This is a genomic window from Nocardioides mangrovicus (genome assembly GCF_003674065.1).
Taxonomy (GTDB): domain Bacteria; phylum Actinomycetota; class Actinomycetes; order Propionibacteriales; family Nocardioidaceae; genus Marmoricola; species Marmoricola mangrovicus.
The window spans coordinates 748,923-769,554 of record NZ_RDBE01000001.1 but is presented as its reverse complement, the minus strand read 5'-3'; the positions used below and the strand labels follow the sequence as shown (position 1 = coordinate 769,554).

Sequence of the window (20,632 nt, the reverse complement as noted above, 5' to 3'; positions counted from 1 at the left end):
CGCACATGGCTGAACGTCGCGGACTGTCCATCTTCGATGACGAGCCCGAGGGCGGCGACGACCTCGACGTGGCCGACGAGCCGACGCAGGTCATCACCGCCGTCAAGCCCGACGAGGCGGCCGCGGCCAAGCGGGAGGCCTCACCGAAGGCCGAGCCGGCGCCGGCGTCGAACGCCGAGCCGAAGGCCGAGTCCACCGCCGAGATCGCGCCGGTGAAGCCCGAGAGCCAGCCGGCCGCACCGACGGCGCCGGCGCGGGTCATCCCGCCGGCGGCACCGGCCCAGCGCACCGCCTCCTCGCGCACCGGCGGCTCCCCCGCCGCCCCGAGCACCCCGGCGGCCGCCGCCTCCGCACCGGCGTCGGCGCTTCCCACGGTGCGCCGCAACGGCTACGACAAGGACGCCGTCGACCGGCGGCTGCGCGAGGTCGACGCCGAGCGCGCCCAGTCCGCGGCCGCCCTGGCCGATGCGCGCCAGCGACTGGAGTCGCTCTCCGCCGAGCTGGCCGAGACCCGCAAGCGGGCCGAGGAGAACGCGAGCCCCTCCTACGCCGGCCTCGGCGGCCGGGCCAGCGAGCTGCTGCGGCTGGCCGAGGAGCAGGCCGACGAGGTGCTGTCCCAGGCCAGCGCCCAGGCCGCGCAGCTGCGCGAGCAGGGCGCCCGCGAGGCGGCCGCGGCCAAGGCGAAGGCCGAGCGCGACGCCGAGGACATGCGCATGGTCCAGCTCGCCGACCTGGAGAAGACCCGCGAGCGCACGATGGCCGAGGTGGAGCAGGCCCGCGAGCACGCGAAGGCCGAGGCCGCCGACCTGCAGGCCGCGGCACGGCGCGAGGCCAACCAGATGCGGCTGGGCGCCAAGCAGGAGGTCGAGTCGCAGCGCACCACGGCGGCCCGGGAGGCCGAGCAGGCCAAGGCCGCCGTCGACCGCGAGGTGCAGGAGGCCCGCCGCGCACTCGCGGTGGAGAAGGAGCGGCTGACCCGCGAGGCCGTCGAGCACCACCGCGGCGCCACCGAGGAGACCGACCGCCTGGTCAAGGAGGCCGAGGAGCGCGCGAGCGCCGCGGAGAAGCGGGCCTCGGAGGCGCTGGAGACCGCGAACAAGCACCGCGAGGGCTCGCGTTCGGAGGCCGAGGCTCAGCTGACCCGTGCCCGCCGCGAGGCCGAGCAGATCGTCGCCGCCGCCCGCTCGGAGGCCGAGGAGCTGCGCGCCGGAGGCCGCGCCGAGCGGGAGCGCGAGCTGGCCGACCTGCAGAAGGAGGTCGACCGGCTCACCAAGCGTCGCGACGGCATCTCGGCCCAGCTCGGCGCCCTGCGCGACGTCGTCGCCGGCTTCGGCGGCGAGGAGGAGTAGGCCGACTGGCCGGCGGCCTCACCCCTCGCGCATCACCGCGGCCGAGGGGAGGCCGGTGGGCTGCACCGCCCGCTCCCCGAGCTTGACCAGCACCACGCCGGCCAGCACGAGGACCCCGCCGGCGATCTGGATGCCGCGCGGCAGCTCGCCGAGCAGCAGCCAGGCCCAGAGCAGGGCCGAGAGCACCTCGAGCAGCCCGACGAAGGACGCCAGCCGCGAGCCCAGCCGGCGCGCGGCCAGGATGCCGAAGGAGTAGGGCACCGCCGCGCAGACGACGCCGAGCCCGAGCACCGTGACCCACCACGGGGTGGTGAACCCCTCGAAGGCCACCGTGTGCGTGGTGGCCGCGAGTGGCAGCACGCCGACGAGGCCGAGCAGCAGCAGGCCGGTGCCGCCGATGAGCAGTCCGGCGCAGGCCAGCACCGGGCCCGGCAGCGCGCCCTCCTGCCGACCGGAGAGCACGAAGAAGGTGGCCGCGCCGACCATGGCGCCCAGCGCCCACACCACGCCGACCAGGCTGACCTGCGCCCCGGAGAGGAGGTCGAGCACCAGCACCAGGCCCACCGCCGCGACCGCACCACCCAGCGCCGTCAGCCGGCTGGGCCGCTCGCCGCGGCGCAGCCACAGCCAGAGCACCACCGCGACCGGAGCGACGTACTCCACCAGCAGCGCGACGCCCACCTGCATGTGCGCCACGGCGTTGAAGTAGCACAGCTGCGCCGCGGCCACCGCGAGCAGGCCGTACGTGATCAGCATCGGCACGTTGGCCCGGATCGCCGACCAGTGACCCCGGGCGCTGCGCAGCCCCAGCGGGAGCAGCAGCACCCCGGCGATCAGGATCCGTGCGACGACCGCGGCGTTGCTGGTCCAACCGGCGTCCATGAGGCCGCGCGCCAGCGAGCCGGACAGCCCGAACGAGACCGCGGTGATGACCGCGAAGACCAAGCCGGCGGACACCTCGGAACGCTGCGTCACGCTCGTCGCTCCCTCGGTCTCGTCACGAGTCAACGTCGCCATGGCTCATGACATTAGGGCCGGCTCGAGTAAGGTGTCAACGTGGTATTTGCCGATGACACCGACTGGTCGCTGCAGGCCGCCGTCGCGCTGGTGAACTCGGCCGAGGAGCCCGACACGCTGACCGAGCAGGCCCAGCTCGACGACTTCTACCGCCGATTCGGCTTCACCGGCTCGCGCACTCACGACGCGGCCGAGCTGGACGCCGTGCGCGCCGTGCGGCCGCTGCTGCGCGAGCTGCTCACCCGCGACCGCGACGGCGCGGTCGAGGTCGTCAACCGACTGCTCGCCGAACGGCACGCGGTGCCGCAGCTGCTGCGCCACGACGACTGGGACTACCACATCCACGCCACCGACCCCTCGGTCCCGCTGGCCGACCGGATCGTCGTCGAGACCGCCATGGCGATGATCGACGTCATCCGCGCCGACGACCTCAGCCGGCTCTCGGTCTGCGCGGACGACTCGTGCCGGTCGCTGGTGCTCGACCTCTCCCGCAACCGCTCGCGAATCTACTGCAGCACCACCTGCGGCAACCGGAACGCCGTCGCGGCGTACCGGGCCCGGCAGCGCTGAGCCTCTGCCATTCCCCACACGAGCGGGGAATCACGGGGAACGAGTGACGAACCGCCGCAGCACCGCCACGAACACCTCGGGCTGCTCGGAGTGCACCCAGTGCCCGGCGCCCTTGATGCTCACCTTCCGCACCCGCGGGAAGAGCGCCTTCATCGCGGGCAGGTCGGCGTCGCGGATGTAGTCCGAGCGCTCGCCGGCCACCCAGAGCACCGGGCCGTCGTAGCTGCCGGCCACCTCGGGCCAGCCGCCGATCGCGTCGAGGCTGTCGCCCAGCACGTCGAGGTTCATCTGCCAGCGCCACTGCTCGCCCTCGGGGGCGGTCGGGTCGTGGCGCAGGTTCTGCAGCAGGAAGCCGCGCACCCCGTCGTCGGGCACGCCTGCGCGCATCGCCTGGGAGGCGTCGTGACGGCGGGCCAGGTGGGCCAGGTCCACCCCGCGCATCGCGGCGACGTACGGCTCGAAGCCCGAGCGGGCGTCGCGGGCGACCGGGGCGACGTCGACGACCATCAGCCGCTCGACCAGCTCGGGGTGCCGCAACGCGACGAGCATGGCGATCTTGCCGCCCATCGAGTGTCCCACCAGCGCCACCGGCTCGTGCGGCAGCGCATCGGCCACTGCATCGGCCACCGCCAGGTAGTCGAACTCCTCGCTCCACGGCGAGCGACCGTGCTGGGGCATGTCCAGCAGCAGGCAGCGGTGGTCGACGGCGAGCGCCTTGGCGACGGTGGTCCAGTTCTTGCCCTGCCCGAAGAGCCCGTGGCAGAAGACCACCCACGGCCCCGCCTCGCCGATCGTCGTGCTGCTCAGCACCATGCGCGGACACCGCCCGGCGTCAGGTCGACGTCGCGACGCTCGACCGAGATCTCCTCGCCGACGTGGTCGCAGGCCCAGCGGAAGCCGGCGTCGGTGTACTCGACGTCGACCACCTCGCCGCCGTAGTGCGCCAGGTAGGCGTCGCACTCGTGGTACTGCCCGCACTGCTCGGCCACGGCGAAGTCGAAGCCGATCCGGCGACCGTCGAGGGTGGCCCAGTTCTTCTGCCCGACGGCCAGCCCCGCACGGTGGGCGCGACGGACCAGCAGCCGCGCGAGCGCGAGGTCGTCGGACCGGGTCAGCAGGTGGTGCGAGCGCGAGAACGAGTCGAGGTTGTCCAGCTCCACGGCCTGGTAGCCGCTGCGCGCGCAGCCGTCGATCCAACGCCCGACGATCCGGGCCAGCGCCCGCCGCTTGGCCGGCGTGCCGACGTCGAGCAGCCACTCCCCCCACGCCTGGTCCACCACCGCCCGGCCGTGGTCGTGGAGCAGCAGCCGCTGGTGGTGGCGCCAGAACCGTCGCTGGCCGGGCTGGGTCTGGAAGGCGTTGACGTAGCAGACGTCGTAGACCCCGGGCGCGGGAGCCTGCGTGCGGTCACGGGTGACCACGCGGACGTTCGCGGCCGGCGCGACGGCACCGCCGAGCTGGTAGTCCCAGTCGGCGTTCGCCGGCGGTGGCGTGACCGGCAGGGCGAGCAGGGCCGCCAGCAGCGCGCCGATCACGACGCGTTGGCGAGGTAGCGCTCGACGCGGCGGTCGGGCACGAACCACACCAGCGCGACGACACCGAACGGCACCAGCGCCACCCACGGCGGCAGGAACACCGCGATCACGATGCCGGTCACGTAGAGCACCACCGACACGTTTTCCTTCACCCCGCCCGCGAGCACCGTCCGCAGCCGCTCGCGCTCGTCGGGCACCTGCTTGATCGCGATCTCCAGCAGCAGGTAGGCCAGCGCGGCCAGGATCAGGTTGACGCCGTAGACGATGACCGGCGTGCGGGCCAGGTCGCTCTCGTCCATCCACCGCGTGGTGAAGGGGTACATCGAGAGCCAGAACATCAGGTGCAGGTTGGCCCACAGCGTCGGGCCGGTGACCCGGTCGACCAGCTGGAAGAGGTGGTGGTGGTTGTTCCAGTAGATGCCGATGTAGGCGAAGCTGAGCACGTAGGTGAGGAACCCGACGCCGGTCTCGTGCCACAGCGCCGAGAGGCTCGGTTCGTCCGGCGGGTGAAGCTCGAGCACCATGATCGTGATGACGATCGCCAGCACGGCGTCGCTGAAGGCCTCCAACCGCGTCGTGGTCACCGCTCTAGTCTGGCCGGTGTGACCGACCGACTGGAAGTCAGCCGCACCATCGCCGCCGCGCCCGCCGAGATCTTCGCGGTGCTCACCGACCCCCAGGGGCACGTCGCCATCGACGGCTCGGGCATGCTGCAGGACGCCGATGGCGAGCGGGTCCGCGCCGTGGGCGACGAGTTCGTCGTCCACATGGACCGCGAGTCGCTCGGCGACATCGACTGGAAGCTCTACGACGTGACCGTGCACATCACCACGTACGAGCAGGACCGCGAGCTCGCCTGGAGCATCATCGGCCGGATGAAGCCGCCGATCGGGCACGTCTACGGCTACCGGCTCGAGCCCGCCGACGGTGGCACGCTGGTCACCTCGTACTGCGACTGGTCCGACCTGCACGAGGACTGGCGGGGCAAGCTGCCGTTCCCGATCGTGCCCGAGGCGAATCTCAAGGCCACGCTCGGGATCCTCGACCGCACGGTGAGGCGCGGCTACGTCGGTCAGACCGCGGTGTAGTCGCGGAACCCGCGCTTGGTCTTGCGGCCCAGGTAGCCCGCGGTGACCAGGTGCTCGAGCAGCGGCGCGGGGGCGTAGCCGGGCTCGCGGAACTCCTGGTAGAGCTCGCGCTGGATGGCCAGCGAGACGTCGTTGCCCACCACGTCGAGCAGCTCGAACGGCCCCATCGGCAGGGCGCAGCCGGACTTCATCGCGGTGTCGATGTCGTCGGCGGTGGCGTAGTGCGCGTCGAGCATCTTGATCGCGTCGTTGAGGTAGGGGAAGAGCAGCGCGTTGACGATGAAGCCGGCGCGGTCGCCGCAGGAGACCGGCACCTTGCCCAGCTGCTTGCACAGCGCGAGGGAGGTCTCGGTGACGTCGTCGGCGGTGGCCACCGTGCTCACCACCTCGACCAGCTTCATCACCGCGGCCGGGTTGAAGAAGTGAAGCCCGATGACGTCGTGGGGCCGCGAGGTCGCCTGGGCGCAGGTGATGATCGGCAGCGACGACGTCGTGGTGGCCAGGATCGCGCCGGGCTTGCAGATGTCGTCGAGGTTGGCGAACAGCGTCGTCTTGACCTTGAGGTCCTCCGCGATCGCCTCGACCACCAGGTCCACCGTGCCGAGGTCGTCCAGCGAGGTGCTGCCGGTGAGCCGGCCGAGCACCTCGTCCTTGGCCGACTCCTCCAGCTTGCCGCGGCCGATCGCCTTGTCCAGCGAGCGCTCGACGGCCGCGCGGACGGCGACCACCTTGGCCTCGGAGCGACCGACGTAGGTCACCGGGTAGCCCGCCTTCGCGAACACCTCGACGATGCCGGTGGCCATCGTGCCGGTGCCGACCACGCCCACCGTGGCGACGTCGCGTCGCAGCTGCGGCTGGTCGTCGGCGCTCGGGGTCTGCGCGTCGGCCACGACGACCGGGCTGTCGGGGCCCTCGTAGGTGTAGAAGCCACGTCCGGTCTTGCGGCCGAGCATGCCCGCGGTGACCATCTGCTTGAGGATCGGCGCCGGGGCGTGCAGCCGGTCGCGGCCCTGGCGGTACATCGTCTCGAGGATCTCGTAGGCGGTGTCGAGCCCGATCAGGTCGAGCAGCGAGAGCGGGCCCATCGGGTAGCCGCAGCCGAACCGCATCGCGGCGTCGAGGTCCTCGCGGCTGGCGTACTTCGCCTCGTACATCGAGACGGCGTGGTTGAGGTAGCCGAAGAGCAGCGTGTTGGCGATGAAGCCCGCCTTGTCGCCGGCCACCACGGGCGCCTTGCCGATCTTGGCCAGCAGCTCGCGGACGTCCTCGAGCACGTCGGGGGCGGTGACGACGGTGGTGACCACCTCGACCAGGGCCTGCACGGGGGCGGGGTTGAAGAAGTGGACGCCGATCACCCGGCCGGGGCCGCTGGAGGCGGTGGAGAGCTCGGTGACCGAGAGCGAGGAGGTGTTGGTGGCCAGCACGGCGTCGGGCGAGACGACGGCGTCCAGGGCGCGGAAGACGTCCCTCTTCGCCTCCAGCGACTCCACGATCGCCTCGACGACGAGGTCGGCCTCGGCGAGGTCGGCGACGTCTGTGGTGAGCGTGATGCGCTCGAGGAGCTCGGCCTGGTCGGCCTCGGAGAGCTTGCCGCGCTTGACCGCGCGTCCGGTGGAGTGCTCGAGGTGCTGGCGGCCGCGGACCAGGCTGTCCTCGCTCAGCTCGAGCCCGACCACCGCGAAACCCTCGCGGGCGAACACCTCCGCGATGCCGGCACCCATCGTGCCCAGCCCGACGACGCCGATGGTCCTGAACTCGCGTGACATGCCGGGCATCATGCCAGCGGTGAACCCGGTGTTACACGCCCAGTGACAGACTCCACTCGATGAGACGTCTTGGGATCCTCGTGCTGCTGGTGCTGACCGGTTGCGGGTCGTCGACACAGCACCTGGGCGCCGCCGAGCCCGCGCGTGCGCCCGCGACGACGGCCGCGCCGGCAGGCACCTCCACCTCGCTCGGCTCGGCGCCTCAGGGCATCGTCTACGACCCGAGCACGCACCAGCTCGCCGTGGCCGTGCACGACCCGTACCGGCTGCTGCTGCTCGACTCGCGCACCCTGGCGGTGCGGCGCAGCGTTCCGCTCGACGGCAAGGCCCGGCACCTGCAGATCGGCGGCGGACGGGTGCTCGTGCCCGTCGAGACCGCGAACCAGCTGGTACAGGTGCCGCTCGACGGCGGGCCCGTGGTGACCACCCGCGTGCAGCGCCACCCGCACGACGCGACCATAGCCCCCAACGGCGACGTCTTCGTCGGCAACGAGTTCTCCGGATCGATCTCCCTGGTACGCGACGGCCGGCTGGTGCGCAGCGTCAAGGGCCCGCAGCAGCCGGGTGGCGTCCACGCCTTCGGCGACCAGCTGGCCGTGGTCGACGTCGGCTCGTTCACCGTCAGCGTCTACACCGACTCGCTGCGACGGGTGGCCCGGCACAGCGCGGGCGCCGGCCCGACGCACGGGGTGCTGGTCGGCGACGACCACTTCGTCGTGGCCGACACCCGCGGCGGCGACCTCCTGCTGTTCGGGCTCAACCCCCTGCGGCGCCTGGACCGTGTGCACGTGGGCCACAGTCCCTACGGCATGGCCGGCGACGAGAGCACCGGGACGGCCTGGGTGAGCCTCACCGGGTCGAACCGGCTGGTGGGCTACCGGGTCGACGGCGACCGGCTGGTGCGCACGTCCTCCTACGCGACCGTGCGCCAGCCCGACACGGTGGCGGTCGCGCCCGGCGGCCACGACCTGTGGGTGACCGGCACCGCCGACGGCGTCATCGAGCACATAGCGCGCTGACCTCGTCGGCGCAGCCCCACGAGACGGTCATCCCCGCGCCGCCGTGGCCGTAGCAGTGCACGACGTCGCCCTGGCGCTCCACCCGGACCTGCGGACGTGCGGGTCGCAGCCCGACCTTGTGGCGCACGACGCGCGTGCCGGCGATCTCGGGCACCAGGACGGCGGCGCGGCGCAGGATCTCCTGCGCCACCGCGGGGGCCGGCGTGCGGCTCCACTCGCCCTCGACAGCCGTGCCGCCGACGACCACCTCGTGCCGGCGCGGGATCACGTAGACCGGGTGGTCGGGGTCGGTGTCGTCGAGGTGCCAGGTGTCGAGCCCCCACTGCTCGAGCAGCACCACCTGGCCGCGGACCGGCGTCACGCTCAGGTCGCGGGCCAGCAGCCGCGCACCGATGCCCGAGCAGTCCACGACCAGGCCTCCCGGCAGCTCGGGCAGTGCAGCGAGGTTCATCCGGGTGATCGTGCCGCCGAGCTTGCCCACGCGGGCGGCCAGCCAGTCGACGTAGACGGGCATGTCGGCCACCGGGCTGGTGAAGCGCCACTCCCCCTCGCCGACCTCAAGGTCCGGCACGGCGTCGCCCCACCACGGCGCGGGCGCGCCCGGCGCCACCAGCTCGCGGCCGCGCAGCATCCGTACGCCGGTGGCCTCGTCCTTGGCCAGCGCCGCGAACGTCTCGAAGCTCGCCGCGGACCACGCGCTCACCCGCTCGCGCGGCTCGACCAGGTAGGGGTACCAGAGCGCCGCCGCGACCGCCGACGTCGTCTCGCGCGGCAGGTCGCGAGCCAGCACGTCGACCTGGTGCCCGGACTCCAGCAGGCGCACGGCGCAGCTGAGCCCGACCACCCCGGCGCCGACGACGAGCACGCGCTCAGCCACGTGCCATCGCCACCCTCGCAGCATGGACGGCGTACTTCCGCTCCGCCTCGACGTGGCGGGCCAGGACGCCCGTCGGCTGGTCGACGACGGTGAAGCCGAGCCGCTCGTACCAGGGCCGGTTGAACGAGACGTCGCGATAGGTCGTGAGGGTCAGCCGGCTGTGACCGCGACGCAGTGCCTCCTCGCAGGCCGCCTCGACCAGCTCGCGCCCCACGCCGCGACGTTGCTCGGCGGGTCGCACGACGAGCTGCTCCAGGTGCGCGCTGCCGTCCTCCTCGAGCACGTGCGCGAAGCCGACCGGCGGTCGACCCGCCACCAGCAGGAACCCCGGTTGGGCGTCGCGCCACTGACCCGTCGACGGCGCTTCGAAGCCCGAGGGACCGATCAGGTCGACCACCAGCTGGTCGCCCTCGTCCTCGATGCCGGCCAGCAGCGGCAGGTCGGCCTCCTCGGCGAACCGGACTGCGTGCATGCCACCAGTGTCGCGTAGATTCGCGCCTCGTGAGGATCGTCGTCGCACGGTGCCAGGTCGACTACGCCGGACGCCTCACCGCCCACCTGCCGATGGCCACGCGGGTGCTGATGCTCAAGTCCGACGGCTCGGTGCTCGTGCACTCCGACGGCGGCTCCTACAAGCCGCTGAACTGGATGAGCCCGCCGTGCACCGTGCGGTTCGGCACCGCCGAGGACGGCCGCGACGAGTGGGTGGTGTCGCAGGCCAAGTCCGACGACACGCTGCGCATCCTCATCGACGAGGTGCTCCACGACACCAGCCACGACCTCGGCATCGACCCCGGCCTGCAGAAGGATGGCGTCGAGAAGCACCTGCAGGAGCTCCTCGCCGAGCACCCCGCCACGCTGGCCGACGGCCTCACGCTGGTGCGCCGCGAGTTCCCCACCGCCATCGGCCCCGTCGACCTGATGTGCCGCGACGCCGCGGGCCTCTCGGTGGCCGTCGAGATCAAGCGCCGCGGCGAGATCGACGGTGTCGAGCAGCTCACCCGCTACCTCGACCTGCTCAACCGCGACCCGGCCCTGACCCGCAAGGGCCCGGTACGCGGCGTCTTCGCGGCCCAGGAGATCAAGCCCCAGGCCCGCGTGCTGGCCACCGACCGCGGCATCGACTGCGCGCTGGTCGACTACGACGCCCTGCGCGGCATGGACGACGCCGAGTCCCGGCTCTTCTGACCGCCTCGTGTGCTCAGGTGGTCGTCTCAGCGGCCGCTCCAGCACACGAGGCGAACGCGCCGTCCTCGCGGAGCCGCGGGACGACGTGGCTGGCGTCCAATTCGGCCGCGACCGCCACGTCGTCACCGAATCCGTAGCCGATCAGCTCCTGACCGCTCACGCAGGCCGACAGCGCCTCGGCGATCCTGGTCGCCACGAGCCGGTAGGCCGCTGCGGCGGCCGCGGCCTCCTCGCTCAGGGAGCGGCCGGCGTCCTCGAGCGCGGCGGCGACGCCGCCGGCGCCCCACAGGTCCTCCACGGCGGGGCGCAGCGAGCCGTCGTCCCAGCGCTCGCCGGCGGGCACCAGCAGAATCCGGTCCACCCCGACCAGGGCGGTGGCCACGGCGGCGCGGTTGCGCAGCGACGCGGCGAGCGTGCCGGCCCCCAGCGCGTGGGCGATGGTCGAGCCGTTCGGCGAGGGCAGCACCAGCCGCTCGATGCCGCGCGCGGCGCGGACCGACGTCGGCGAGAGGCTCACCTCCCCCGGCGCGGCGGCTCGGCGGCCGACCGCGAGCACGGCGTCGCGCTCACCGGCGAACGCCGCGGCTTGCGCCGACGCCCACGGGTACGGGAACACCGTCATGCCGGCCTCGAGCGCCACCGAGAGGGTCGTGGTGAAGCTGAGCACGTCGACGACCACGCTGACGTCGGCCTCCGCCGCCAGTCGCTCCGCGCCGGCCAGCCCCCACTCCAGGTCGACCGGGTTCACGCTCCGGCGGCGCGGGGAGCAGTGGCGTCGGCGCCCTCAGCGCCCTGCTCGCGGGCGACGTAGTCCTCGATGTCGTCGATGTCGTCGCGGTTGCGGGTGGCTACCGCCAGCAGGTCGTCCATGGTGGCGACCTCCTCGACCTGCTCCTTGAGGAACCACTGCAGGAACTGCTCGGAGACGAAGTCGTGGTCCTCGCGCGCGGTGAGCATGAGGGCGCTGATCTGGTCGGTCACGCGCCGCTCCTGGGCCAGCGCGAGCTCGACGGGGGCGACGACGTCGGCGAACGTGGTGACCGGGCCCTCGACGGCCGGGATCTGCACGTCGGCGTCGGTGTCGAGCAGGTACTGCACGAACATCATCGCGTGAGTGCGCTCCTCGAGCGCCTGGGCGTAGAAGAACGCCGCCATCTGCGGCATGGTCAGCGCGTCGTAGTAGACGGCACAGGCCAGGTACTGGCTGTGCGCGGCCAGTTCGTTGCCGATCTGGTCGTTGATCTGGTCGACGAGGCGGGGTGCGGTCATCGGGTCGCGACTCCTGGTCAGGCTGCCTTCACGAGCTTGCGCCGCTTGACGGTATACCCCTCGGGCAGCGTGCCCTCCTTGAGCATCCGGATCGGGCAGCGCTTGCACCGCGACCGGGACACGCAGCACTTCTTCTTCGGCTTCTTCGCCACGCGGGCAGCCTACTGAGGTAAGCCTTGCCTGACCAGCCGGGTCTCCGGGTAGTCAGTGACGATCGGCACGACGAACCGGACGAACGAGGTCCGTTCGTCACCGACTACCGTGCCAGGGTGAGGCGCGAGCAACCAGGCCCCGGCCAGGAGTCGGTGTGGGACTACCCCCGGCCACCGGCGGTACAGGCCAGCGACGAGACGGTCGAGGTGGTGCTGGGCGGGCAGGTGGTGGCCCGCACGACCAGCTCCTACCGGGTCCTGGAGACCAGCCACCCGCCGACGTACTACCTGCCGCTGGGCGCGTTCGTCGACGGATCGCGGCGGCCGGCCGCCGGGTCCTCGTTCTGCGAGTGGAAGGGCGTCGCTGCCTACTACGACCTGCTCGGCGGCGACCTCGTCGCTGCGCGCGCAGCGTGGACCTACCCCGACCCGACGCCGGGCTTCGAGGTGCTGCGCGACCATCTCGCCGTGATGCCCGGCGCCGTCGACCGCTGCGTCGTCGACGGCGAGGTCGTCACCGCCCAGGCCGGCGGCTTCTACGGCGGCTGGATCACCTCGCGGGTGGTCGGCCCGTTCAAGGGCGAGCCCGGCACGCTGGGTTGGTAAGAGCTGGACTGGTGATCAGACCGCCAGGCCGTTGGCCCGCCTGATCGCGTCGACGATCCCCGAGGTCGACTCGGTCAGGCTGAAGTCCTTGGGCGTGAAGACGGCCGCGACCCCGAGCTCCTCGAGCCTGCGGGCGTCGGAGGCGGGGATGATGCCGCCGACGATGACGGGGACGTCGTCGATGCCGGCCTGCTTCATCTTGGCCAGCACGTCGGGCACCAGCTCCATGTGGGAGCCCGAGAGAATCGAGAGGCCGATCGCGTGGACGTCCTCGGCCACGGCGGCGGAGACGATCTGCTCCGGCGTGAGCCGGATGCCCTGGTAGACGACCTCGAAGCCGGCGTCGCGGGCGCGGACGGCCACCTGCTCAGCGCCGTTGGAGTGGCCGTCGAGGCCGGGCTTGCCGACCAGCAGCCGCAGCCGGCCGCCGAGCTCCTCGCCGGTGGACTTCACCTTCTCGCGCAGCTCGCTGAGCTCGGCGCCGGCCTCGGCCACGGCCGACCCCGAGACGCCGGTGGGCGCGCGGTACTCGCCGAACACCTCGCGCAGGGTGCCGGCCCACTCCCCCGTCGTCGCGCCGGCGCGCGCGGCCTCCAAGGTGGCGGCCATGAGGTTGGTGTCGGTCTTCGCGGCCGCGGCCAGGTTCTCCAGCGCGACGCGCACCCCGTCGTCGTCGCGCTCGGATCGCCAAGCCTCCAGCGAGGCGATCGCGCTGCGCTCGGCCTCCGGGTCGGCGGTCTGGATGGCGGTGTCGAGGTCGGCGGTCAGCGGCGAGGGCTCGGTGGTCTCGTAGCAGTTGACCCCGACGATCTTCTCCTCGCCGCTCTCGATCCGCCCCCGGCGGGCCGAGTGGGAGGAGACCAGCGCCTGCTTCATGTACTCCACGGCGGCCACGGCGCCACCCATCGCCTGCACCCGGTCGATCTCGGCGCGCGCGTCGGCGCACAGCTGCTCCACCTTGGCCTCGACGACGACCGAGCCCTCGAAGATGTCGTCGTACTCCAGCAGGTCGGACTCCACGGCCAGCACCTGCTGCAGCCGCAGCGACCACTGCTGGTCCCAGGGCCGCGGCAGGCCGAGCGCCTCGTTCCAGGCGGGCAGCTGCACGGCGCGGGCGCGGGCGTCCTTCGACAGCGTCACGCCCAGCATCTCCAAGACGATGCGCTGCACGTTGTTCTCGGGCTGCGCCTCGGTCAGCCCCAACGAGTTGACCTGCACGCCGTAGCGGAAGCGGCGCATCTTCGGGTCCTCGACGCCGTAGCGCTCGCGGGTGATCTCGTCCCACAGCCGGACGAAGGCCCGCATCTTGCACATCTCCTCGACGAAGCGCACGCCGGCGTTGACGAAGAACGAGATCCGTCCGACCACCCGTCCGAAGTCCTCCTCGGACACCTGGCCCGCGTCCTTGACCTCGTCGAGCACGGCGATCGCGGTGCACAGTGAGTAGGCGAGCTCCTGCACCGGCGTCGCGCCGACCTCCTGCAGGTGGTAGCTGCAGATGTTGACCGGGTTCCACTTCGGGATCTGGTGGACGGTGTAGGAGATGACGTCGGCGATCAGCCGCAGCGAGTGCTCGGGCGGGAACACGTAGGTGCCGCGGGAGAGGTACTCCTTGATGATGTCGTTCTGGGTGGTCCCGGCCAGCTGGGCGGCCACCTCGGCGGGTTCGGCCGAGGGGTTCTGCTCCTCGGCCACCACCTGGTAGAGCGCCAGCAGCCACATGGCGGTGGCGTTGATGGTCATCGAGGTGTTCATCCCGGTCAGCGGGATGTCCTCGAAGAGCCGGCGCATCTCGCCCAGGTGCGGCACCGGCACGCCGACCTTGCCGACCTCGCCCTTGGCCAGCGGCGAGTCGGGGTCGTACCCGGTCTGGGTGGGCAGGTCGAAGGCCACCGAGAGCCCGGTCTGCCCCTTGGCCAGGTTGCCCCGGTAGAGCCGGTTGCTGTCGGCCGCGCTGGAGTGACCGGCGTAGGTCCGCATCACCCAGGGCTTGTCGCGCTCGGTCATGTCCGGAGGGTAAGGCCGGGGTTACCCGCCGGTCACCGATCAGTGAGGTATTCCTCAGGGGCGCCGCTACCCGGCCGCGGTGCCGCCCTCGAGCTCGAACAGGGCCCGCAACCGGGTCCGGTAGAGGGTGCGACGCAGTGCCTTGGAGCAGCCGCGCAGCCGCAGGTGACGCTGCTCGACCTCGGCATGGTGGGCCGCCATCGCCAGCATGTTCAGCGCCGCCGAGTCCACCCACGGCACGTCGGTGAGGTCGACGTGGATCCCCTCGGGGTAGGCGGCCAGCAGGTCGTAGACGGCCGAGCGCACCTCGCACACGCACCGGGCGTCGAGTGGTCCCACGACCACCAGCACCGCCCCGTCGCGATAGATCTCCGTGCCCATCCGGTCCCCGCCGTTCAGCCCCCGCGCGCCCATCGTCACCCCCGCCGTGGCCCAGATCACGCAGCGACGCGCGGGTCAGTCCTGGCGATGCACGTCGGCACCCAGCCCGGCGAGCACCTCGGCGAAGGAGGGATAGCCCCGGTCGATGTGGTGCGACTCGGCCACGGTGGTCGTGCCCTGGGCGGCCAGCCCGGCCAGCACCAGGGCCGCGCCGGCCCGGATGTCGTGCGCCTCCACGGGCGCGCCGGAGAGCACCGACTGACCGCGGACGATGGCGTGGTGGCCGTCGGTGCGGACGTCGGCCCCCAGCCGGGCGAGCTCCTGGGCGAACATGAAGCGCGCCTCGAAGACGTTCTCGGTGATCATCGCGGCCCCCTGGGAGACCGACGCCAGCGCGAGCGCGAAGGGCTGCAGGTCGGTCGGGAAGCCCGGGTAGGGCAGCGTGACGACGTCGAAGGCCCGCAGCCGCTCGAACGACCTGACCGTGAACGACCCCTCACCCTGGTCCACCTCCGCCCCGGCGTCGACCAGCTTGTCCAGCACCAGGTCGAGGTGGCCGGCCACGCCGTGCTGCACCACCACCTCGCCGCCGGCGATGGCCGCGGCGAACGCCCAGGTGCCCGAGACGATCCGGTCGGTCACGGTGGTGTGCTCGGTGGGCCGCAGCTCGGCGACCCCCTCGACGGTCAGCGTGGAGCTGCCGACGCCCTCGATCCGGGCACCCATCGAGAGCAGCATCTGGCACAGGTCGCCGATCTCGGGCTCGCGGGCGACGTTGTCGATGACGCTCGTGCCCTCGGCCAGCACCGCGGCCATGAGCAGGTTCTCGGTGGCGCCGACGCTGGGGAAGTCCAGCCACAGGTTGGCCCCGGCGTAGCGCCCGGGCACCTCGGCCACCACCTGGCCGTGCTCGACGCGCACCTTGACGCCCAGCTCCTCCAGCCCGCGCACGTGCATGTCGAGCCCGCGTGAGCCGATCGCGTCGCCGCCCGGCAGCGCGACGCTCGCACGGCGGCACCGCGCCACCAGCGGGCCGAGCACGCTGATCGAGGCCCGCAGCCGGCGCACCAGGTCATAAGGCGCCTCGGGCACGAGCACCTCGGGCACGTCGATGGTGGCGGTGCCGCTGGTCAGCCCGCGGGTGGGGTCGACGTCGACGGGGTGGGTGATGCTCACCTGGCAGCCGAGCTGCTCGAGCAGCTGGCCCATCACGTCGACGTCGAGGATGCGCGGCACGTTGTGGATCACGGTGCGGCCCGGCGCGAGCAGGGCGGCGGCCATCAGCTTGAGCGCGGAGTTCTTCGCTCCGCCCACGTGCACGGTGCCCGCCAGAGGCCGGCGGTGCGGCCCCTCGGAGGTGATCACGAAACTGCCCATCGCCGCCACGATAGTCAGACGCAGCGAGCGCCCGGTCGGATCCCCGGCCTCCGCGAACCGGCGCGCGGCTACCGTGACCCCATGGTGAACCTGACGCGGATCTACACCCGCACCGGCGACGCCGGCAGCACCCGGCTGGGCGACATGAGCGAGACCTCCAAGCGCGACCCGCGGGTCGAGGCGTACGGCAGCGTCGACGAGACCAACGCCCATCTCGGCGTCGCGCTGGCCAGCCATGAGTTCCAGACCGGCGTGGTGGAGGTGCTGCGCCAGGTGCAGAACGAGCTGTTCGACGTCGGCGCCGACCTGTGCACCCCGGTGGTCGAGGACCCCGAGTACCCGCCGCTGCGCATCACCGCCGACTACATCGACCGGCTCGAGGCCTGGTGCGACCGCTACAACGAGGACCTGCCCAACCTGCGCTCCTTCATCCTCAACGGCGGCACGCTGGGCGCCGCCCACCTGCACGTGGCCCGCACGGTCTGCCGGCGGGCCGAGCGCGGCGCCTGGCTGGCGTGGGAGGAGTTCGGCGAGTCCATGAACATGCTGGCCATCACCTACCTGAACCGGCTCTCGGACCTGCTGTTCATCCTGGCCCGCCACGCGAACCTGCATCACGGTGGCGACGTGCTGTGGAAGCCGGGCGGGGAGCGCTGAGCAGCACCGACCCCACGCCGGCCAGCACCACCTCGAGCTGCTCGGCGAACTGCGCGTCCGCGTCGCCGAAGCCGACGCGCCCGGCGGCCAGCGCCAACGGGTGCTCCTCACCGACGGCCTGGTCGCGCGCGCCGAGGTCGTAGCGCTCGGGGGCCGACTGGGCGCGCTCCTGCTCCTCGATCACGAACCCGACGACGAAGGCGTTGACGATCTGGAAGCCGGTGATCACCGACTCCAGCCGGTGACCGCGCTCGACCAGTGCCCGTAGCCCGGGCTCCTGGTCGCGGATTACGCCCGGGTCGGTCAGCCGGGTGCCGCTGAAGGTCCGCGCGCCGTCGCGGTGGGCGAGGTACTCGGTCCGCGTCGCCCTGGCGTGGCTGCCGAGCAGGGCGAGCAGGTCGTCGTCCGCCTCGGCCGCGGCGAGGCTGGCGGCGACGATGCGCCGCTGCACCTCGGTACCCATCTCGTCGAGCAGCTCCTGCTTGTTGCGCACGTGCCAGTACAGGGCCGGCGCCTTGACGCCCAGGCGCTGGGCGACGGCTCGCACGGTGACGCTGTCGATGCCGCCGTCGTCGAGCTGCTCGAGCGCGGCACGGACGACGTCGGCGCGGGTGAATGGCATCCCAGCAGGGTACTTGACGTCCTTAACAAAGTTAAGTAACACTCCGGATCGCCATACTTGAACTTAGTTAAGGAGTCGTCATGAGAGCAGCCGTCATCACCGGGCCGGGCGCGATCCCGACCTGCCGGGAGTTCCCCGAGCCCGAGGCCGACCAGCACCGCCAGGTGCGTTCACTGGTCGGCGCCGGCCTCCACCAGGTCGTCCGCTCGCTCGCGGCCGGGCGGCACTACGGCAGCCACGGGGTCTACCCCGCCGGCATCGGCGTCGACGCCGTGGCGCAGGACGCCGACGGCGGCCTCGTCTACACCGGGTGGCCGGCCGCACCGTGGGGAACGGTCGCCGAGCGGCTGGCCACCCCGCTCGGGCTGCCGCTGCCCGCCGACGTCGACCCGCTGGCGGTGGCCGCCGGGCTGAACCCGGGCATGGCCGGCTGGGTGCCGCTGGCCGCGCGCGCCGACGAGCTCGCGGCGGCGAGCAGCACGCTGGGCACCGTCGTCGTGCTGGGCGCCACCGGCGCGGCCGGCCGGATGGCACTGCAGTCGGCCGCCGCCCTCGGCGCGAGCCACGTCGTGGCCGTCGGCCGCGACGCCGCGCGGCTGGAGCAGCTGGACGGCCCCGACGTCACCACGGTGCGCCTCACCGATCCCGAGAGCGACGCCCAGGCGATCGCCGCGGCGCTCGAGGGCCACGCGCCCAGCATCCTGCTCGACTTCGTGTGGGGCCCCGTGGCCGAGGCGGCGTTCACCGCGCTGGGACGCACCGGACTCGCCGAGGACGAGGCCGACCTGACCTACGTCCAGATCGGGTCGCTGGCCGGCGCCACGGCGGCGCTGCCCTCCACCCTGCTGCGCAGCCGGCGCATCCGCGTGATCGGCAGCGGCGCCGGTTCGATCTCCACCGAGCAGCTCGTCGCGACGCTCCCCCAGCTGATGGCGCTCATCGCCGACGGCACCGTCTCCGTCTCCTACCGCGCGTTCGGCCTCGCCGAGGTCGACCGGGCCTGGCAGTACGAGGGTCCCGAGCGGGTGGTGATCGTCCCCTAGGAGCGAGGCTGCCGGGCCGCCGGCACCACGATCGCCGCCGGCACCAGCAGCACCGCCACCACGAGCAGCGCCCGCAACGTGCCCACCTGGTTGCCCACGAAGCCCAGCAGCGGCGGGCCGGCCAGGAAGGCGGTGTAGCCGATGGTGGAGACGACGCTGACGCGCGCAGCGGCCCGGCGCGGCTCGTCGGCCGCCGCGCTCATCCCGACCGGGAACCCGAGCGACGCACCCACACCCCACAGCACGATGCCCGCCACCACCAGCACCGGCCCGGCGACGAGCTGGCCGCCGAAGACGATCAGCAGCACGCCGACGGCGGCCGCGGCCATCGTGGCCCACAGCACGCTCACGCGCCCGAAGCGGTCGAGCAGACCGGGCCCGACCAGCCGGCCCAGCGTCATCGCCGAGACGAACCCGGCGAAGCCGGTGACCGCCAGCCAGCGGGGGGCGTCGTAACCGTCCTGGAGGGCCACGGCGAGCCAGTCGTTGGCGGTGCCCTCGGTCAGCGCGAGCGCGAGCACCATCACGCCCACCAGCAGGGTGCGCCGCTCCAGCCACGCGCGGCTGCGGCCGAAGGAGGCGTCGTCGGCGTCCTGCGGGCCGTGGGCGGCGACCCGCTCGGCCTCGGGAAGGAAGCGACCCACGCTGCCCAGGCTTCCGGCGAGCAGCAGCAGCGCGACGACGGGCAGGTGCACCCAGATCGGCACCCCGAGCAGCTCGGCCAGCGCCCCGACGCCGGCCGCCAGCACGGTGCCGCCGCTGAAGGCGGCGTGGAAGCGCGGCATCACGGTGCGGCCCAGCCGCTGCTCGACGGCTGCGCCCTCGACGTTCATCGCGACGTCCCAGATGCCGACGCCGAGCCCGTACACCAGGAGTCCGAGGCCGGTCAGCCACCACGCCTGCCACGCCGCCACGCCGACGGTGACCACGACCAGACCGGCGACGTCGGCCACCGTGCCCACCCGCACCACCGCGGCCGTGCCGAGGCGGTCGATGAGCACGCCGGCGCTGGGCATCGCGGCCAGCGAGCCGACCGAGATGCACAGCAGCAGCAGCCCCAGCTGTCCGTTGTCCAGGTGCAGCCGCGCCCGGGTCTCGGGGATCCGGGAGACCCAGCTGGCGAAGCCGAACCCGTTGAGCAGGAAGGAGACCGCGACCGCGTTGCGAGCCCGGGTCGACACTAGGCCAGCACTAGGACGGCTCGCGGCGCGCACCGGCGCCCGGTGGTGCGGCCTCCAGCCACGACTGCAGCCCGGTCAGCGCGCTCGGGCTCATCGCCATCTCGACCGGTCCGTCGTCGGTGCGGCACACCACCACGACGTGGCCCTCGTAGAGGGTGAAGCGCTCGTTGTCCGCCGAGGGTCGCTGCGACTCGTACGCCAGGTGCCCGCGGTACCAGGTCCGCTTGGGCCACGGCGAGAGCGAGAAGATCCGAAACCACTCGACGTCCTCCCCGCCGTAGCGGCCCAGGCCGAGGATCCAGCCCCGGCCGGAGTCGGCGTCGGGCGTGCGCACCGAGAGCTCGAACGTGCCGCCGTGGCGCGAGAGCAGCCGACGCCGCACGACCAGCCCCACCGCGTACACGAGTACCAGGAGCAGCACGAATCCGGCAGAGTCGACCAACCACTGCCAGAGCGCCACGCCGCTGTGTACCTCCTAGGTGCGAGCACCCAGTATGACCGGTCAGGAACGCTCGGACACAGCGACCCGGGCCTCGGCGGCCCGGATGGCGGCCTGCGCCTCCTCGTCATCGGCGTCGGAGCCCGAGAGCCGGTCGAGCTCGGCCCGTGCGGCCGAGGCGTCGACGTCGGCGGCGAGCTCGGCGTGCTCGGTCAGGATCGAGACCCGGTTGGCCGCCACGGAGAGGAACCCGTCGTCGACCGCCGCGACCACCGTCTCGCCGCTGGTCTCGATCTCCACGGGCGCCGCCCGCATCACCGAGAGCACCGGCGCGTGGTCCTTGAGGATGCCGATGTCGCCCTCGGCCGTCTTCGCGCGCACCATCGTGGCCTCCCCCGACCACACCAGGCGGTCGGCGGAGACCAGCTCCACCTGCAGTCCGTCAGCCACGTCCTACTCCTTCAGCCCTTGGTTTCGACACGGTCGCTT

General features: G+C 72.6%; 25 protein-coding genes. 8 read left to right on the top strand and 17 right to left on the bottom strand.

The genetic code is table 11. From position 1 onward, the window contains the following. The first annotated feature begins 5 nt into the window (after window positions 1-5). Window positions 6-1,349, top strand: a complete 1,344-nt coding sequence (locus D9V37_RS03825) for a coiled-coil domain-containing protein (protein ID WP_121804740.1) — start codon at window positions 6-8, stop codon at window positions 1,347-1,349. An 18-nt stretch (window positions 1,350-1,367) separates the two neighbouring features. Here D9V37_RS03825 and D9V37_RS03820 read toward each other — a convergent pair whose 3' ends face one another. Then, window positions 1,368-2,306 (bottom strand): EamA family transporter, encoded by a 939-nt coding sequence (locus tag D9V37_RS03820; protein WP_232524718.1) that lies wholly within the window; start codon window positions 2,304-2,306, stop codon window positions 1,368-1,370. A 99-nt stretch (window positions 2,307-2,405) separates the two neighbouring features. On the opposite strand from D9V37_RS03820, the gene D9V37_RS03815 reads away from it, so the two are divergent. Further along, window positions 2,406-2,936: a CGNR zinc finger domain-containing protein gene (locus D9V37_RS03815; protein WP_121804738.1), complete on the top strand. Its 531-nt coding sequence runs from the start codon at window positions 2,406-2,408 to the stop codon at window positions 2,934-2,936. Window positions 2,937-2,966: 30 nt separating this feature from the next. Here D9V37_RS03815 and D9V37_RS03810 read toward each other — a convergent pair whose 3' ends face one another. The 3 genes from D9V37_RS03810 to D9V37_RS03800 are packed head-to-tail and all read right to left on the bottom strand — an operon-like array spanning window position 2,967 to window position 5,055. Beyond that, window positions 2,967-3,749, bottom strand: a complete 783-nt coding sequence (locus D9V37_RS03810) for an alpha/beta fold hydrolase (protein ID WP_121804737.1) — start codon at window positions 3,747-3,749, stop codon at window positions 2,967-2,969. Further along, window positions 3,740-4,471: an endo alpha-1,4 polygalactosaminidase gene (locus D9V37_RS03805; protein WP_198412340.1), complete on the bottom strand. Its 732-nt coding sequence runs from the start codon at window positions 4,469-4,471 to the stop codon at window positions 3,740-3,742. The genes D9V37_RS03810 and D9V37_RS03805 overlap by 10 nt, the downstream gene beginning before the upstream one ends. Continuing rightward, window positions 4,468-5,055 carry a TMEM175 family protein gene (locus tag D9V37_RS03800; protein ID WP_121804735.1) on the bottom strand — a complete coding sequence of 196 codons (588 nt, stop codon included), beginning with the start codon at window positions 5,053-5,055 and terminating at the stop codon, window positions 4,468-4,470. Before D9V37_RS03800 ends, D9V37_RS03805 begins: the two co-directional genes overlap by 4 nt. 18 nt (window positions 5,056-5,073) lie before the next feature. Between D9V37_RS03800 and D9V37_RS03795 the strand changes: the two genes are divergently transcribed. Then, a complete protein-coding gene (locus D9V37_RS03795) occupies window positions 5,074-5,559 on the top strand; it encodes an SRPBCC family protein (protein ID WP_121804734.1) in 486 nt (161 codons plus the stop codon). On the opposite strand, the gene D9V37_RS03790 is transcribed toward D9V37_RS03795, so the two are convergent. After that, complete coding sequence (locus tag D9V37_RS03790; RefSeq protein WP_121804733.1) at window positions 5,544-7,325, bottom strand: 3-hydroxyacyl-CoA dehydrogenase family protein; 1,782 nt, start codon at window positions 7,323-7,325, stop codon at window positions 5,544-5,546. The two genes, D9V37_RS03795 and D9V37_RS03790, sit on opposite strands and share 16 nt — an antisense overlap. A 59-nt stretch (window positions 7,326-7,384) precedes the next feature. Here D9V37_RS03790 and D9V37_RS03785 point away from each other — a divergent pair, with 59 nt between their 5' ends. Next, the gene (locus D9V37_RS03785) at window positions 7,385-8,344 is read left to right on the top strand and encodes a YncE family protein (RefSeq protein WP_147455857.1); all 960 of its coding nucleotides are present in this window, start codon (window positions 7,385-7,387) and stop codon (window positions 8,342-8,344) included. Here the strand turns inward: D9V37_RS03785 and D9V37_RS03780 are convergent. Continuing rightward, window positions 8,322-9,221 (bottom strand): FAD-dependent oxidoreductase, encoded by a 900-nt coding sequence (locus D9V37_RS03780; RefSeq protein ID WP_232524717.1) that lies wholly within the window; start codon window positions 9,219-9,221, stop codon window positions 8,322-8,324. The genes D9V37_RS03785 and D9V37_RS03780 overlap by 23 nt on opposite strands. Then, window positions 9,214-9,693 carry a GNAT family N-acetyltransferase gene (locus D9V37_RS03775; protein WP_121804730.1) on the bottom strand — a complete coding sequence of 160 codons (480 nt, stop codon included), beginning with the start codon at window positions 9,691-9,693 and terminating at the stop codon, window positions 9,214-9,216. The genes D9V37_RS03780 and D9V37_RS03775 overlap by 8 nt, the downstream gene beginning before the upstream one ends. A 29-nt stretch (window positions 9,694-9,722) precedes the next feature. On the opposite strand from D9V37_RS03775, the gene nucS reads away from it, so the two are divergent. After that, window positions 9,723-10,409 carry an endonuclease NucS gene (gene nucS / locus D9V37_RS03770; RefSeq protein WP_121804729.1) on the top strand — a complete coding sequence of 229 codons (687 nt, stop codon included), beginning with the start codon at window positions 9,723-9,725 and terminating at the stop codon, window positions 10,407-10,409. A 13-nt stretch (window positions 10,410-10,422) separates the two neighbouring features. Here nucS and D9V37_RS03765 read toward each other — a convergent pair whose 3' ends face one another. The 3 genes from D9V37_RS03765 to D9V37_RS20850 are packed head-to-tail and all read right to left on the bottom strand — an operon-like array spanning window position 10,423 to window position 11,830. Next, entirely contained in the window at window positions 10,423-11,157 is a 735-nt protein-coding gene (locus D9V37_RS03765) for a 2-phosphosulfolactate phosphatase (RefSeq protein ID WP_121804728.1), read from the bottom strand. Next, the gene (locus D9V37_RS03760) at window positions 11,154-11,678 is read right to left on the bottom strand and encodes a ferritin (protein WP_121804727.1); all 525 of its coding nucleotides are present in this window, start codon (window positions 11,676-11,678) and stop codon (window positions 11,154-11,156) included. Before D9V37_RS03760 ends, D9V37_RS03765 begins: the two co-directional genes overlap by 4 nt. Window positions 11,679-11,695: 17 nt before the next feature. Next, entirely contained in the window at window positions 11,696-11,830 is a 135-nt protein-coding gene (locus D9V37_RS20850) for a hypothetical protein (protein WP_269778358.1), read from the bottom strand. 117 nt (window positions 11,831-11,947) lie between these two features. Here D9V37_RS20850 and D9V37_RS03755 point away from each other — a divergent pair, with 117 nt between their 5' ends. Next, window positions 11,948-12,436 (top strand): DUF427 domain-containing protein, encoded by a 489-nt coding sequence (locus tag D9V37_RS03755; RefSeq protein ID WP_121804726.1) that lies wholly within the window; start codon window positions 11,948-11,950, stop codon window positions 12,434-12,436. Between the two features lie 15 nt (window positions 12,437-12,451). Here D9V37_RS03755 and D9V37_RS03750 read toward each other — a convergent pair whose 3' ends face one another. The 3 genes from D9V37_RS03750 to murA all read right to left on the bottom strand — a co-directional run bounded on the left by D9V37_RS03750 (window position 12,452) and on the right by murA (window position 16,201). Then, window positions 12,452-14,443 carry a protein meaA gene (locus tag D9V37_RS03750; RefSeq protein ID WP_121804725.1) on the bottom strand — a complete coding sequence of 664 codons (1,992 nt, stop codon included), beginning with the start codon at window positions 14,441-14,443 and terminating at the stop codon, window positions 12,452-12,454. A 66-nt stretch (window positions 14,444-14,509) separates the two neighbouring features. Further along, entirely contained in the window at window positions 14,510-14,884 is a 375-nt protein-coding gene (locus D9V37_RS03745) for an STAS domain-containing protein (RefSeq protein WP_121804724.1), read from the bottom strand. Window positions 14,885-14,899: 15 nt separating this feature from the next. Beyond that, a complete protein-coding gene (murA, locus tag D9V37_RS03740; RefSeq protein WP_121804723.1) occupies window positions 14,900-16,201 on the bottom strand; it encodes a UDP-N-acetylglucosamine 1-carboxyvinyltransferase in 1,302 nt (433 codons plus the stop codon). 81 nt (window positions 16,202-16,282) lie between these two features. On the opposite strand from murA, the gene D9V37_RS03735 reads away from it, so the two are divergent. Continuing rightward, the gene (locus D9V37_RS03735) at window positions 16,283-16,858 is read left to right on the top strand and encodes a cob(I)yrinic acid a,c-diamide adenosyltransferase (RefSeq protein ID WP_121804722.1); all 576 of its coding nucleotides are present in this window, start codon (window positions 16,283-16,285) and stop codon (window positions 16,856-16,858) included. Here D9V37_RS03735 and D9V37_RS03730 read toward each other — a convergent pair. Further along, on the bottom strand, window positions 16,788-17,480 hold the full coding sequence (locus D9V37_RS03730) for a TetR/AcrR family transcriptional regulator C-terminal domain-containing protein (protein ID WP_121804721.1): 693 nt from the start codon (window positions 17,478-17,480) through the stop codon (window positions 16,788-16,790). The genes D9V37_RS03735 and D9V37_RS03730 overlap by 71 nt on opposite strands. An 80-nt stretch (window positions 17,481-17,560) precedes the next feature. On the opposite strand from D9V37_RS03730, the gene D9V37_RS03725 reads away from it, so the two are divergent. Then, window positions 17,561-18,523 (top strand): zinc-binding alcohol dehydrogenase family protein, encoded by a 963-nt coding sequence (locus D9V37_RS03725; RefSeq protein WP_121804720.1) that lies wholly within the window; start codon window positions 17,561-17,563, stop codon window positions 18,521-18,523. On the opposite strand, the gene D9V37_RS03720 is transcribed toward D9V37_RS03725, so the two are convergent. The 3 genes from D9V37_RS03720 to D9V37_RS03710 are packed head-to-tail and all read right to left on the bottom strand — an operon-like array spanning window position 18,520 to window position 20,593. Continuing rightward, the gene (locus D9V37_RS03720) at window positions 18,520-19,704 is read right to left on the bottom strand and encodes an MFS transporter (RefSeq protein WP_121804719.1); all 1,185 of its coding nucleotides are present in this window, start codon (window positions 19,702-19,704) and stop codon (window positions 18,520-18,522) included. The two genes, D9V37_RS03725 and D9V37_RS03720, sit on opposite strands and share 4 nt — an antisense overlap. 10 nt (window positions 19,705-19,714) lie before the next feature. After that, on the bottom strand, window positions 19,715-20,164 hold the full coding sequence (locus D9V37_RS03715; protein WP_121804718.1) for a DUF2550 domain-containing protein: 450 nt from the start codon (window positions 20,162-20,164) through the stop codon (window positions 19,715-19,717). A gap of 42 nt (window positions 20,165-20,206) precedes the next feature. Next, complete coding sequence (locus D9V37_RS03710) at window positions 20,207-20,593, bottom strand: F0F1 ATP synthase subunit epsilon (RefSeq protein ID WP_121804717.1); 387 nt, start codon at window positions 20,591-20,593, stop codon at window positions 20,207-20,209. Window positions 20,594-20,632 lie beyond the last annotated feature (39 nt).